Annotated in this window: 6 protein-coding genes; 1 reads left to right on the top strand and 5 read right to left on the bottom strand. The window is 56.1% G+C overall.

Features of this window, described 5'->3' with window-relative positions; translation table 11 throughout:
• Positions 1 to 27: 27 nt before the first annotated feature.
• The 5 genes from Q4S41_RS14375 to Q4S41_RS14355 all read right to left on the bottom strand — a co-directional run bounded on the left by Q4S41_RS14375 (position 28) and on the right by Q4S41_RS14355 (position 10,871).
• Positions 28 to 1,452, bottom strand: coding sequence for a RagB/SusD family nutrient uptake outer membrane protein (locus Q4S41_RS14375; RefSeq protein WP_305031815.1), 1,425 nt, complete (start codon positions 1,450 to 1,452; stop codon positions 28 to 30).
• Between the two features lie 18 nt (positions 1,453 to 1,470).
• Positions 1,471 to 4,704 carry a SusC/RagA family TonB-linked outer membrane protein gene (locus Q4S41_RS14370; protein ID WP_305031814.1) on the bottom strand — a complete coding sequence of 1,078 codons (3,234 nt, stop codon included), beginning with the start codon at positions 4,702 to 4,704 and terminating at the stop codon, positions 1,471 to 1,473.
• A 563-nt stretch (positions 4,705 to 5,267) separates the two neighbouring features.
• Positions 5,268 to 5,891, bottom strand: a complete 624-nt coding sequence (locus Q4S41_RS14365; RefSeq protein WP_305031813.1) for a hypothetical protein — start codon at positions 5,889 to 5,891, stop codon at positions 5,268 to 5,270.
• A gap of 30 nt (positions 5,892 to 5,921) precedes the next feature.
• Complete coding sequence (locus Q4S41_RS14360) at positions 5,922 to 7,583, bottom strand: SusD/RagB family nutrient-binding outer membrane lipoprotein (protein WP_305031812.1); 1,662 nt, start codon at positions 7,581 to 7,583, stop codon at positions 5,922 to 5,924.
• Between the two features lie 39 nt (positions 7,584 to 7,622).
• The gene (locus Q4S41_RS14355) at positions 7,623 to 10,871 is read right to left on the bottom strand and encodes a SusC/RagA family TonB-linked outer membrane protein (protein ID WP_305031811.1); all 3,249 of its coding nucleotides are present in this window, start codon (positions 10,869 to 10,871) and stop codon (positions 7,623 to 7,625) included.
• Positions 10,872 to 11,856: 985 nt separating this feature from the next.
• On the opposite strand from Q4S41_RS14355, the gene Q4S41_RS14350 reads away from it, so the two are divergent.
• The gene (locus Q4S41_RS14350; RefSeq protein WP_305031810.1) at positions 11,857 to 15,060 is read left to right on the top strand and encodes a SusC/RagA family TonB-linked outer membrane protein; all 3,204 of its coding nucleotides are present in this window, start codon (positions 11,857 to 11,859) and stop codon (positions 15,058 to 15,060) included.
• The last annotated feature ends 6 nt before the right edge of the window (positions 15,061 to 15,066 follow it).

Below are 15,066 nucleotides of genomic sequence, written 5' to 3'. Positions count from 1 at the left end.
TATGTTAGAACATTACAGAATGAGTGCCTAGTAAAGAGGGTTCTGAGCAATCAAATTGTTGGTTACCTGAACTTCCCGGAGCGGAATTGGGAACAGATTCCGGTAGGCTTGCGAAGTAGGCTGTACAACCTGAACCCGGTTGGTGCGACGCAGGTCGAACCAATAATGTCCTTCGTAGGTAAGCTCCAGACGGCGCTGCAACAGAATATCCGTGATGAGCGACGCCGCCGCATTGGGCGTAGTGGGCGTGATAGTGGTGGCTGCCAGCCCGGCCCGGGTCCGAATAATGTTGAGATTGGCAATTGCCGTAGCCAAGTCGCCCGTTTGAGCAGCTGCTTCGGCAATGGTGAGCACCACCTCGGCGTAGCGGACCATATTAAAACGGTCATCCCGAGTAGACGTGCGGTAGTACTTCTGGGTGGTACCGGCCAATAAAGTAAATGGAGTGCCAGAGACAGTAACAGTGCTCGTAGCTGTGACTACGTTAATGGGCAGGCGGCGGTCACCGGTAGGATGAACTGCCGCCAAGCTGGTGCCCGGGTCGAATTCATTCCGTCCACCGGGAGCAGGATACCAATAGAAGGCATACTGGCTTTGGTCGGTATTGGAGAAAAACAACGACCAAATGGCATCAGGAGAAGTCGTCCCCGTCGCTTCGGCAGTGGCGAACCCGGCCACGGAGGGCGTAGCGGGCACCTGCTGAGCAAAGGTCAGGGCATCGGTGTACTTCCGCTGTTGGAGTTCGAAACGGGCACGCAGAGCCAGGGCTGAGTTTTTGGTAACGCGGTTGCCGCCAGCGCCGGTAGGTAGGTTGGCAATGGCGAAGTCCAAATCGGCACGAATAGCGGCCGCAACTTCCGCTTCGGAGGCGCGGGGAATGGCTTCGGTTTCGGGCCCGATGGAAGTGGTGGGGCTTAGGCGCAGCGGCACACCCAGGCCACCGGCATAGCCGTAGCCTTCAGGAGTTCCGCCCCACAAGGCCAGCAGGTTCATGTAACTCAACGCGCGCAACGCCCGGGCCTCGCCTTGGGTGGTGAGCTTGGGGAAAGCTGGGTCGGAAATTTTCTCGCTTTGTTGCAGCAAGTAGTTTGTGCGGCTGATGGCGAGGTAAATGGCATTCCAGGTAGTACCAACCGAAACGTTGTCGGGCAGTACCTGATTCTGGCTGATGACGCCATACGTCGAAGCAAAAGTGCCAACAAACCGGATTTCGCCCGAAATCAAATCGGTAATCGACGGGAAATCCAGGCCATAGTAGCTCGTGGATTGCAGCGCATCGTAGCAACCCAGCAGCGCAGCGGCAGCGTCTTCTTTGGTTGTAAAGCCCCGGTCCGAGCTGATGCTGTTCGAGGGCTCAACGTTAATGGCCTTGTCGCATCCCCCTACGGAAAGTCCCAGGCTCAACAGGAGCGCCGAGCGGGTGGCAAGCTGACGAAAATTTATTGATTGCATGGTGATATGTAAAGAGGATTAGAAGCCGAGCGTCACGCCACCCGTGATGGTCCGCGCCTGCGGGAAGGTGAAGAAGTCGGTGTTGAGGGCCGTGTTCGAGGTGTTCGAAGTGTTGACTTCGGGGTCGAGGCCGGAGTACTTCGTGAACGTCACCAGGTTCTGCGACGACACGTAGATGCGAGCCGTGCGCATGTGCACACGGGTGGCCAGCGTGGTCGGCAGGGTGTAGCCCAGGGTTACGTTTTTGAAGCGGGCATACGAGCCATCCTCCAGGAAACGGTCCGAGTTACGGTTGTTCTGGTTGGGGTCGCCGTACACAGCGCGCGGAATGTCGGTATTCGTATTGGTGGGCGTCCAGCGGTTCAGCACGTCCACGTCCTGGCTGTAGGTGGTGCTCATGCCCTGGGTGTAGCTCTTGCTGGAGTTAAACACTTTGGCACCGACGTTGAATTGCAGGAAGGCGGTGAAGTCAAAGCCCATGTAGCGGAGTGTGTTGGTGATGCCGCCGTAGAACTTCGGCTGCGCGGTACCAATGATTTCCTGGTCATCGGCCGTGATGCGGCCATCCCCGTTCAAGTCTTTGAACATAATGTCACCGGGGCGGGTCACCGTCGAGCCACCCTGGTAAAGCAATGCCGGATTGTTGCCCTTGGCCTGAGCGAGGCCGTTGGCCGCGTCAATTTCTCCCTGGTTCTGGAAAATGTGGTCAACGCGGTAGCCGTAGAAAGCTCCCAGGGGCTGGCCCACAATCAGGCGGCTGGCGAAGCCCTGAGCCGAGCCGGTGAGGGCCTGGTCCGAAAGCTTGGTTACTTCGTTGCGGTTGAAGCTGATGTTGAAATTGGTTTCCCAGTTGAAGCCGGTGCCTTCGTTACGGAAGTTGATAGTAGTCAGGGCAACCTCCAGGCCTTTGTTCTGGATGCTGCCAATGTTGGCACTGTAGCTTGCGAAGCCGGTGTCGTTAGGCAGGCGTTGCGCGAGCAGCAGGTCGGTCGTGTTGCGCTGGTAGATGTCGGCCGAAACGTAGAAGCGGTTCTGCAGGAAGCCAAAGTCTACGCCCACGTTGGTTTGCTTCGTGCGCTCCCATTTCAGGTTGGGGTTAGCCAGCTGAGTGAGGGCCAAGCCACCCTGGTCGAGATAGTTGGCGCCCGGGCCAATCAGGCCACGCGAGCCAAAGTTGCCCGAAGGCTGGTTACCGGTTTCGCCGTAGCTGCCCCGTAACTTCAGTTCGCTCAGCACCGTCTGGTCTTTCAGGAAAGATTCTTCCAGTACGCGCCAGCCTGCCGAGAAAGCTGGGAAGTAGCCGACCTGATTGTCCGCACCGAAGCGCGAGCCCTGGTCCCGACGAACCGAAGCACCCAATAGGTAACGGCCTTTGTACGAGTAGTCGATTTTAGCCAGCGACCCGAACAAGGCATTGCCCGTCGAGCTGGAAGTAGCCGCCGTTTTGGTGGCACCAGCCGAAAGCTCCCGAATGGCGTTGCTCGGGAAGCCAGTAGCCTGTGAGTAAGCGTCGCTGTAAGAATCACGCTGGTATTCAAATACCAGCAAGCCGCTCAACGTGTGGTCTTCCCCGAACGTCTTCGAGTAGTTGAAAGCACTGATGTGGTTGTAGTTCAGGTCCTGTAGCGTGGCCAGCGTGGCCTCACCGCGTACGGCGGCACCCGGGTTGGTCAGCGTAGAATAGAAACGGTCATCGCGGCCGTAGGTGTAGTCGAGGCCGAAGGTAGCGCGGTATTTCAGGTTTTTGATAAGTTCAAATTCCGTGTATTGTGAAGCAATCAGGCGGTTGTTGACGCTTCGAATAAACGGTTCCTTGGCAGCGGCAATGGGGTTTTCCAGCGAACCGTTCTTGAAATAGGTGCCGTCGGTATTATAAATGGGCAGGTCGGTTGCGTAGAGGCGAGCCGTCGTCAGTACACCGTAAATGTTGTTATCGTTATTGATACGGTTGCTAATGCTCTGGGTAAGACCCAAGGAGGCGCCCATCCGTACTTTTTCCGAGAGTTTGTTATCTACGCTCAAGCGGGCGCTGCCGCGCTTGAAGCCAGAGCCCACTATCGTGCCTTGCTGGTCGAAGTAGTTCACGGCCAAGCGGTAACGCGAGGCATCATTTCCACCCGAAAAAGTCAGGCCGTAGTTGCTAATGGGCGCGGTGCGAAGTACTTGGCTCACATAGTCGCTGTTGGTAGACGTGCTGGGGGTTTGGAACTGGCTCAGCGGACGATAAGTGTTGGGCACCGGTTGCGCGTACGACCGCACACCGTTTACCGCAGCCGTAACGCCGCCAGGACCGTAGAGATAAGCAGCTAGGTCGGCGTTAGTGCTGAAAACGTAGCGTCCAGTTGCCGGGCCTAAATCCGTGGGGTAATTTCCGGCTGCGTTGGCTGGATAGCGGCTGGCGGCAGCATCCAGAAAAAGCTGCGTCTGCTGCTCACCCGTTATCACCTTAGGCTTTTTCCACACCGTTTGAGCGCCGGTGTAGTAATCTACGTCCACCCGGGCTTTACCCGATTTGCCACGCTTGGTCGTAATCAGGACAACGCCATTCGACGCGCGCGAGCCGTAAATAGCGGCTGAAGCAGCATCTTTCAGCACTTCGATGGATTCGATGTCGTTCGGGTTGATGTCGTTGAGGCCGTTAGTCAACTGGCCACCGGAAGCCAGCTGCGATGTGTTGCCGGTGTTAATGGGCAGCCCATCAACAACATACAGCGGTTCGTTGCTGGCGCCAATGGAAGCTGCGCCACGTACCCGTACGCTGATACCACCGCCGGGAGTCCCCGAGTTTTGCGTCACCTGAACGCCTGCGGCCCGGCCCTGCAAAGCCTGGTCGACGCCAATGATTGGCTGGTCTTTGAAATCCGAAGCTTTTACCGAGGCAATAGACCCAATCACGTCGCGCCGCTCCTGCTGTGCGCCGTAGCCCGTTACCACCACTTCGTTCAGTTGCTTGGTATCGGTTGCCAGAGCCACCGTGAACTGCGAGTCCGAACCGATGGCGCGCTCCTGGGTCGTCATGCCCACCGAGCTGAAAATCAGGGTGCCGCCCGCTTCAGGTACGGTCAAGCTGAATGCGCCATCCGAATTCGTGGAAACACCGTTGGTGGTGCCTTTGAGCAGGACGGTGACCCCCGGCAGGCCGCCGCCCGTTGCCTGGTCGGTTACCCGTCCGGTAACGGTGCGCGTCTGCGCCATCGCTCCGTGTAGGAGAGTAAACATGAGCACAAGGCTCATGAGTAAGATTTTTTTCATGGACAAAAGGTTAAAAATTAAAATGGTAATGGTGAGTTTACATTGTAAAAATAAGTCATACCAGTTGGATAAACGCAAAAAAAAAGGGTATTGCTCATGAAATTTTCAGAATAAAACCAAAAGGCTTGTACAGAATATGGCATACCTTCTGAAAGGGCAACCAATGCTTCGTTGTTACTATGAGCCTAGATGAACATATGATTCTAAACCAAATAAATGGGCGTACAGTAAAGATTACGCCCTGTCTTACTAACAGGCTAATTAGGGGCTGAGCAGCAATGGCTATATGGCATACGTCCGATTTTGAGCATTATCATGGATTTTCGAGGAGAGCTGTGTCAAGCCGTTCAAGCAAAGCGGAGCCAGTTGGCGCTCATGCCAAAACTTGTTTCTGAGCCTGCGCCGTGCCTTCCTTGGGCCGCACGCGCTGAGGGATACTTTGTAAAGAAGCCAAAAAGACAGCGGCAGCAAAAAGACGGTGAAGTCCTTCTGCTGCCGCTGCAAAAATCTGCTGTTGTTAGCAGCAATGCTTAGCGATGGAATCTAAGCGTGGATTTCTGTAATTATATCCCCGGGCGGAACTCCGCAATCGCCGCGTAAGGTGGATTGATGAACGTGCCCGTTGGAGCACCTGCGGAACTGGTCGAAGTCGAAAGTGGTGTGAGGGTAATGCGCCGGCCGTCTTTCATGACGTATTCGAACGTGAACACTATAGCATCACCGTTCAACGTACGGTTAGGGCTCGTGTCGTTCGGTCCCAAGACGGCAGTTGTATTATTCATTGGATTGGCGAAAAACAGGTCACGAGAAGCGTTCTGACTATTTATCGAAACCGTTGCAGGGAAGGTGGTCAAGTCAAATGCCTTCACGCGAGGGCCGAGTACGTCTTTGCGCCGAATGCTTTTGTATACTTCTACCGTTTGGATTTCAGAATAACCTTGCGAAGGGTTAACGACGAATTCAAATACGGGACGGGTCCACCCTGAATCGGCAACCATCTTGTTTGAGGGACGGCTGAAGCGAGAGTCGAAAAAAGACTTCTGGGGGTTGATTTCCGGGATGATGAGTGGAATGCTTTCCGTGGTGGGGGCAGGCAGCTTGCTGTCTTCACGGCAGGCAACGAGCGAACCCGCGACTGTCAGCAACAGGAAGAAACGGGTGAGGTACGAATTCATGGTGATTTTCACGTTAAGAAAAGTCAAGAAAGGCGGAGCGACCTACAGGTCCCAGAAAATGCGCGAGGTAACCGGCGCCTGCGTCCGCGGCGAATTGGGATTCAGAATTAAATCGTTGGTCGGATAGTACAGGCGGTAAGGGAAAATGCCGTTCGATACCGTCTGGCCGTCGTCGGGCAGCAGGCCCCGGCCGGGCGTGGCCGCAGCTGCGGCCTGCGATACCCGGATAGCCGGGTGGTGCGTGCGCCGGAAATCGGTGTACACATCCACGCCGTAGCCAAAGCTGGCCACGTACTTCTCGTACATAATCACCTCCAGTTTGTCTTCGGTGGTGGTGGCGCGGTCGAAACGGTTGAGCGGACCCGAGTTGGCTGCTGTGGTATTGACGCGGGTGATATACCCCGAAATTTGGGCCGCCGTCATGACGGGGCTGCCGTCTGCCGCCGCAACGGTGTTCACCTTGTTAAAAGCTGCTGTGAGCGCATCAGACAATGCGACCCGGGCAGCGGCGGGGTTGTTGAGGACCACGAGCTGCAACTCCGCTTCCGTGAACTTGCGGGCATAGTAAGTAAGAAGGCGTTGGGGAGCCTCATATTTCGCCTGCGGGCGACCATTGCCGCCGGGGCTGCCTTTGCCGTCGTCATAACGTCCACCTATGGGGTACAAGCCCTGCAGGGTTTGCACGGCCGCTGTAGAAGCCGAGCTGGTGTACTGCCCGGTTGAGCCCGGCCGTACCGTAACAAAGCTGCCATTGATGTAATCCTGTTGGGTTATCGCAACGCCCGGCGGAACCTGGTTGAAGAAGTAATAGGGTATACGCGGGTCATTTTTGTCCTTCATGTCCTCATAGAAGTAGCGGCCAATGCGGTTTTCCGGATTGGGGCCGTAGTCCACCACCGCACCGGGGTTGCGGGTATCGGGTTGGATGCTGTTCTTATAAGCCAGCTGCAGGTCGCCACCTTCTTCCATCAGGGGCGAAGTCAGAAGCGGCGCTATCTGGGCAGCCACTACCGCGTTCGAGTTCGTCTTGCGAATCTGATTGTAGAGCTTCAGCTTAAGCGTGCGGCCAAAACGCGCCCATTTCTCGATTGAACCGCCATAAATCAGGTCGGCCCGGCCCAGCGTTGAGTTGGTCGAAGGTTTCGCCAGGTTGGCCAAACCCTCATCAATTAAGGCAAAGAGGCCTTTCACTTTGCCATCGGCCGAACCGTTATAGATTTCCGAGTCCTTGTCGAAACGCGGGGCTAGGTTGTTTACCCCCTGCAGGGATTCCGAATAAGGGATGTCGCCCCACATATCCACCATCTGGCTAAACACGTACGCTTTCTGCAGTTGCGCGATGCCCACGTAGCTCCATTGCCCTTCGGCCGTGCCTTGGGTGATGATGATTTCGTTGTTCGGGAGCATGTTGCCGTAGAGCTCCGACCAGGGGCCCCCAAAAGAGCCACCGGTTTGCACGAAGTTGCCAATGCCCCGGGTGCTGTACAATTGCTGCATCAGGCCCATCGTGTACTGGCTCAGGCCGCCCACGTTGTCGCCCAAGCCGCTGGCCATGCTCACTTGTGTGATGGGCAGCAGGTTATTGATGGTGGTAGAAGTAGGATAGAGCGGGTTGACGTTGGTGTTGTAAAAGTCCTTGCAGCCGGAGGCTGTGGCGAGCATCCCGACAAAAGCCAGTGTTGCCCCAATTTGGTGGAATTTCATGGAATACTATATAAAGAGCCCGAAGGCGCAATGCTGAGATTAGAAAGTTACCCGCAGGTTCACGCCGTAACGCTTGGTGTTCGGCGCGTTGGTCAACTCGATGCCCTGCACGTTGCTCGAGCCGAAGGTGTTGGTTTCGGGGTCGAAGTTTGAGTTCTTGGGCAGGTTGGGGGAGTACCAGTACAGGTTGCGGCCCGACACCGAGATGTTGACCACGCTGAACGGCGACTTGCCGAGGATGGACTTGGGCAGGTCGTAGCCCACCGTCACTTCGCGCAGGCGCACGGTAGTAGCATCGTATATCGACTGTTCGTTGTAGCCGTTGGTGGCAGCCCCGCCGCCCACGCCGGCCGACGAGAAATACAGGTCGTTGACGCTGATGGCCTTGGTGTTGCGGATGGGATTGCCATCGCTATCCAGGGCGGCACCGCCCGTGGCGGGGTTGTAGCGCACGCCGTCGATGATGAGCAGGCGGTTGCGGTCTTCGGTATCCTTCGTCACGCCCCGGCCCAGCTCTTCCTGCAGGGTGGTCGAAAACAGCGCACCACCTTTGCGGTAGTCAATCAGCGTGTTCAGCGTAATGCCTTTGTAAGTGAACTGGTTGATGAAGCCCATGATGAAATCAGCGTTGGGGTTGCCAATAACCTTGTTGCCACCGGGCACCAGACGGCCGCTCACGGGGTCAACAAGCAGATTGCCGTTGCCGTCGCGCTTGGCCGTGGAGCCGTACAGCACGCCGTAGGGCTGGCCAGGAATGAGCAGTGCCGCCACGTTGAAGCCGCCCAGCGTGAGGGTATCGCCTTTGTCGGTCGTTTTCTCTACGATGTTGCGATTGCGGGTGAAGTTGAACGTGCTGCTCCAGCGGAAGCCCGACGTTTCCACCGGCACCACCGTCAGGGCCACCTCAAAGCCTTTGTTGGAAATGGCGCCGAAGTTGGTCCAGTACTGGCTGTAGCCAGTAGCAGACGGCAGAATGCGCGGCGCAATCTGGTTGGTCGACTGCTTGTTGTAGTACGTGCCGTTGAACGAGATGCGGTTGCGGAAAAGGGCCAGTTCAGTGCCTACTTCCAGTTCCGTCGAGAATTCGGGCGTCAGGTTTGGGTTGTTGATAACGCTGCTGATGGAAACACCTGCCGTAGGTTGTCCCTGCGCCGCCGGATTCGGGTTGTAAAAGGGGAAAATGCCGCCCGGATTGATGTCGTACGTGCTGGGGCCCGAACGGTAGGGGGGAGCGTCGCGTCCTACCCGGCCGTAGGCCACACGCACTTTGGCCAAATCCAGCCAGCGGAAATCCCATTTTAGCGCTTCGTTGAGCACCAGCGAGCCGGCCGCGCTGGAGTAGAAGAAGGAGCGGCCGGTGTTGCCAATGATTCCGCCTTTATTGAGCGTAGAGGAGAAGTCGTTGCGGCCAGTCAGGGTCAGGAACGCAAAGTTCTTGTAGCCCAGCGTTGCGTTGCCGAGCAAGCCCATCAAGCGGCGCTCCGAGTAGGCGTAGCCGTAGGTGCCTTTCTGGTTGGTGTTCTCGATGTTGTCAATGCCAAAAGTGACAATGTCGTAGCCAATGTTCGAGCGACCGTCAAACTTGCGGGCGTTGATGTTCTGGCCCACGCTAGCGGTCAGGCTCAGGTCCTCGGTCAGGTTCTTGTTGAAGTTCAGCAGCAAGGTCTGTTCCAGTTCCGTGTTCTGGATGTTGTCTTCCAGAACGGAACTCACCCCATAGTTGGCGTTTGAGCCCGGCCGGATGGTGGTGCGGCGCGAGTCGGTGTAGGTGTTGATGCCGCCGGTGTAGGTCAGCACCAACCAGTCTTTGATGGCGTACGACAAGCCCACGCTGCCCACCACCCGGTCGACACGGGAGGTATAGAGGGCGTTTTCAACCGACCACAGCGGGTTGTCGGCCTGCCGCGACAGCCACGCGAAGGTGGAAGCGTGCGTAACAGGGTCGATGTAGGGCAGGCCCTGCAGGTCGAGGCTGCGGGTCAGGAACAGCGTACGCGCGAAGGCCGAGGCATTACCGGCCAGCAGGTTGTTGGCGCCCGTTAGTGGGCCCTTCTGTGTGGTGTTCGTGTAGGCCACGTTGCCGCTGATGGTGAACTTGTTGAACTTGCCCGAGCCGCCGGTGCTCACGTTGTTGCGCACAAACGACGAGTTGGGGATGATGCCCTGCTGGTCGGCCCGCGAAATGATGGTGGTGAACGTGGCGTTGTCGCTGGTGCTGTTCAACGATACCGAATTCTCGTACAGGTGGCCCGTTTTGAAGAAATCCTTCACGTTGTTCGGGTACGCCTTATAAGGAATTGTGGCAGTATCGGCAATGCTGGGAAAGTCAGGGTTGCCTGCCTGTGGGTGACGAATGCGTGCGGGCGCGCCCTGAGCGGTATTGCCAAACTCGGGGCCCCAAGAACCGTTAGCATCCGAGTTGACGAAGTTGGCGCCTGCGCCGTACTTGTTCTGGTAGTTGGGCAGGGCCGCTACCTTCTCAATGGAGTAGCCCGTAGTATAGCCAATCTGGATGCCTTTGGGGCCGCGCTGGCCCCCGCCACCGGTTTTGGTGGTGATAACAATAACGCCACCGGCTGCGCGCGAGCCATAAAGCGCCGCTGCTGCCGCCCCTTTCAGCACGTTGATGGACGCAATGTTGTTCGGGTCCACGTCGGCCGTGCGGCTCGAGTAGGAGGCGCCGTTGGTGATGGGGTTGTCCGATTCCGTCTGGGAGTTGTCGTAGGGCACGCCATCCACCACGAACAGGGGCTGGTTTTCGCCGTAGAACGACGTGTTGCCCCGGATGGTGATGCGCGACGAAGCGCCTGGTACCCCGCTCGAGCTGATAATGTTCACGCCCGGCACTTTGCCCGACAGCGTGCGCAGCAGGTCGGGTTCCGACTTCTGCACCACCTGCTCCGATTTCACTTCCGAAACGGCATAGCCCAGGGCCCGCTTCTCGCGCGAGATGCCCAAGGCCGTCACGGTTACTTCGTCGAGCTGCTTGTTGTCAACGGCCATGGCCACGTCCACTGTGCTGGAAGTGCCCACCGGCTGCTCGGTCGTGAGGTAACCCAGGTATTTGAATTGCAGCACCGCCGTTGGGGCGGGCACGCTCAGCGTAAACTTGCCGTCGGCGTCGGTGGCGGTCCCGGTAGTGGTTCCCTTCACGATGACACTTACGCCCGGCAATCCTTCGTTGGTGCTTTTGTCGAGCACACGCCCCGATACGGAGCGACTCTGGGCCCAGCTCCGCCCGGCCAGGGTCAGGAGCAGGAGCAGGCTCATTAGTAAGGTTCTCTTCATTGAGTTGTTTAAAGTGGGTGTGATTAAGAAAAGGGAAAAAGAAACAGAAGGGTGGTATTTTAAAAGTTGAAAGTACTGCTGCCAGCCAAAATTTCAACCATAAACCCAATATTCTCCGTGATAATCGGCCCGGCATCTGGCTCAAAATGAGCGTCAGAGCAACTGTACTTCTTCCCGATGCCTCAACCCCGCATACTGCACACGGCCGTGCCCGGCAACCAAGCAGGATGCCGGTGCGGCCCCTCTTTACTGCCTTGTAGAAAGCAGTTTTCTTATTGCCACCCCAAAGCCCAATGTTCGATAATTTCATTTCTCGCCCGGAACCTTTGGGATGATTCAGCAGGCCGCCAACTTTGATTACATAAGTCTCACCTATCCACTTTATTTTTTGTAAATTAGCTAATGTAATTAAATCAGTCTTTTAAATGATTTATTCCAGGGGCAGGCTGTGGCTAGTACGAAATAGCTGCCAAAAACAAATTGGCACTTAAGTTATATATTATTTAAACCTGTGGCAGGAGGATGAGCCAGAATGGGTTTAAGCCTCGTTTCTGGAAGTTCAAGCAAAAAAAAACTGCATAAACCATTCTGGCGAAACCGATTCCCGTGCGAAAAGAAGCCGAAACGCCAATAGTCAATTTTGGCAAACGAGTGTTAGCTTTGGGCGCATTGCCGACATGTTACCATTCTTTCGAAACGGATAACATTGGATACATACAGGATGCTTTTGGGTGGGATAGTATCATTTTCATAGTGGGCCAAGACAAAATGACCCTTATCTGTCGAACAACGCAGAACCTATTGGACGCGCTAACATTCAGCAGTTTGCCAGTAGCTTAAGTATCTTTCATGAATGGCTGATGAGGTTCTGGCGCAGGTGCTGTTCCTCCAAAAGCTATTTTCCTTGTATAATTGCCGTTTCACTCACCTTACTTTTTACCTTTTCACTCACCAACCAACCAGTCAAATGAAAAAACTCTTATGTATGGTCATGCTTCTAATGACCGGCCTGTTGCAGCAGGTCTATGCCCAAGACCGGACGATATCCGGGCGCGTAACTGACCGGGCATCCGGTCAGGGCCTGCCCGGCGCTACCGTACTGGTAAAAGGCACCACTATTGGAGCTTCAACAAATGCCGATGGCGCTTTCAGCCTCAGTGTTCCTTCTTCGGCCACTTCGCTGACCATCAGTTCTATTGGTTACGCTTCGGTTGAGCAGCCAATTGGCTCGAACAGCACGTTCAACGTCGCGCTGGCATCCGATGTGAAGCAGTTGGGCGAAGTAGTTGTAACCGGTGCACTGGGCGTACAGCGCCAGGCCCGTGAAATCGGCTACGCCACGGCTACGCTCGACACCAAAGAAATCAACCAGGCCCGCGTGACTAACGTCACCAACGGCTTGGCAGGCAAGGTATCGGGTTTGCAAATCCAGACCCTGTCGAACGGCGTCAATCCCAGCGTACGCGTTACCCTGCGCGGTGCCCGCTCGGCAACCGGTGAAAACCAGGCTCTGGTAGTAGTTGACGGTGTACTCTCGACTTCGGAAGTACTGACCGCCCTGAACCCCGACGACATCGACAACATCACCGTGCTGAAAGGTGCCAACGCTGCCGCTCTCTACGGCTCGCAGGCTTCGAACGGCGCTTTGATTATCACCACGAAGAAAGGTGCCAACGGCGTTGCCGTGACCTTCTCGCACACCTCGCAGTTTGAGTCGATTTCGTTCCTGCCCAAGCTGCAGAACGAGTTCGGCCTGGGTGCGCAGGAATATGCTTACAACTACCCCTTGTTCCCGGCTGCCGGGGAGGACTCGACGGCGCTGACTTACAACGCCCAGTACAACAACATGGAGAACCAGCAGTACGGCCCCCGTTTCGACGGTCGTCGGGTGCGTCTGGGTCTGGCCCTGGAAAATGGCCAGCAGCAGTACACCACCTACGATTCCAAGCCGAACGAGCGTCGTGACTTCTTCAACACCGGCTACCAGATGCAGAACAACGTTTCGTTCTCCGGTGGTGACGACAAGAGCAAAATCTTCGTTTCGTTCCAGAACGTGAAGAACAACGGCATCGTCCCCAAAGACGAGTACAACCGGAACGCCTTCCGCCTGAACGCTTCGCGTGATTTCGGCAAACTGACCGTGGGCTTCAACACTTCGTATGCCCGCAAAATGGTAGACGCTACGTCGAACCTGAGTGCCGCCAACTCGGTGTACTATAGCATTGTCAACACCTCGTCGATGGTGCCGCTCACCCAGTACAAGGATTGGCAGAACAATCCTTTCGCTAACCCGAACGGCTACTACAACGAGTACTACCAGAACCCTTACTACGTTATCGACAACAACCGTACGCACCTGAAGGAGAACTACTTCATCGGTGATGTCAACCTGGGCTACAAAGTGTTCGACTGGATGAGCCTGCAGTACCGCTTCGGTGCTACGCTGGTGAATCAGTCCAACCAGAACACCCGCGACCGGTTTGCCTACACGCCTTATGTATCTGCCTTCGGCCGTAATGCCAGTGCTACTAACGGTTTCGTGCAGGAATCAACCATCGATTACACCCGACTCAATTCTGACTTTTTCATCAACATTGATAAGACTTTCGGTGATTTCACCACGAAAGTCATTTTGGGTAACAACACGCAGTCAGGTACTTCGAACTTACTGGCCGCTAGCTCCACTGGCCTGGCAACTCCGGGTCTGTTCAACCTCGTGAACCGCGTAGGTCAGGTACAGGGTTCGGCCGCTCGCTACACCTATCACCAGACTTCGCTGTTTGCTGATGCTACCGTGGGCTACAAAGAGTTCGTTTATCTGCACGCTTCGGGCCGTAACGACTGGTCGTCGCTGCTGCTGAAGTCGAACCGTTCGTTCTTCTACCCCAGCGTTGACCTCTCCGTAATCTTCACCGAAGCCATTCCGGTGCTGAAAGAAGCTTCGTTTATCGACTACGGTAAAATCCGCGGCGGCATTGCCAAAGTGGGCCAAGTTAACCTGGGTGGTACCGGCGTAGGCGGTAACCTGGGTGCTTATCGCCTCGACCCGTTCTTCAACCTGGGCGGCGGTTTCCCCTTCGGTCCTTTGACCTCGTTCACGCAGAGCAACCAGGCAATTTCTCCTGACTTGAAGCCGGAATTCACCCGTTCGATTGAAGCCGGTATCGAATTGAGCTTCCTGAAGCGCCGCGTTTCGACCTCGGCTACTTACTACAAGCAGAACACGACCAACCAAACCCTCACCCCCGGTGTTTCCGGTGCTTCCGGCTTCTCGAGCGTTCTGCTCAACGCTGGTGAAATCCAAAACAGCGGTGTGGAACTTGACCTGAACCTGGTTCCGGTTCGTACGGAAACCGGCTTTGAGTGGCGCGTTGGTGCCAACTACAACTACAACGACAGCAAGGTGCTCTCGCTGGCGCCCGGCGTAGACGAACTGGCCCTGACCACCGGTGGCAACGCCAACGTGTACGCCGTGGTAGGCCAGCCGTTCCCCATCCTGCGCGGCTCGTACTATGTGCGCGACGACCAGAACCGCGTTATCCTGGACAAAGGCTTCGAGCCCGGCACCACCAACGAGGTGTATTTCCCCCGGAAAGCCTCTGATTTGAAAGTTCTGGGCAACACCCTGCCCAAGCACAAGTACGGCTTCAACACCAGCTTCAGCTACAAAGGCATCACGCTGGCCGGCCAGGCTGAATACCGCACGGGCTACGTGGTGTACCACTCCATCGGTGAAGACCTCGACTTCACGGGCGCTTCGGCTGTTAGCGCCTCGTATGGCCGCCAGCCCTTCCTGTACCCCAACTCGTCGATTCTCGGTTCGGACGGCGTGACCTACGTGGCCAATACCGACAAACTGACCCCCGGCGGTGCCGAGTTCTGGGCCAACGACTCTTACCGTCGCTCGGTGGCTGAGAACTACGTGACCAAAGGCGACTTCTTCAAAATCCGCGAGTTGTCGCTGAGCTACAACCTGCCCACCAGCATGCTGTCGGGTGCCAAGTTTGTTAAAGGCGTAAGCGTGAACGTTTTTGCCCGGAATTTGTATACCTGGGTACCCAAGGAGAACCAGTACACGGACCCCGAGTTTAGCTTCGGCAACTCCTCTGCAAACGGTGTTGGTATCAACACCATTCTGCAGACGCCGCCTACTAAGTTCTACGGTGCAACTCTTTCCGCAACTTTCTAATCTCTC

Source organism: Hymenobacter convexus, from assembly GCF_030580955.1.
Lineage (GTDB): Bacteria > Bacteroidota > Bacteroidia > Cytophagales > Hymenobacteraceae > Hymenobacter.
Note: the sequence above shows the minus strand (reverse complement) of the source record. Positions and strands in the feature narration are given on the sequence as shown.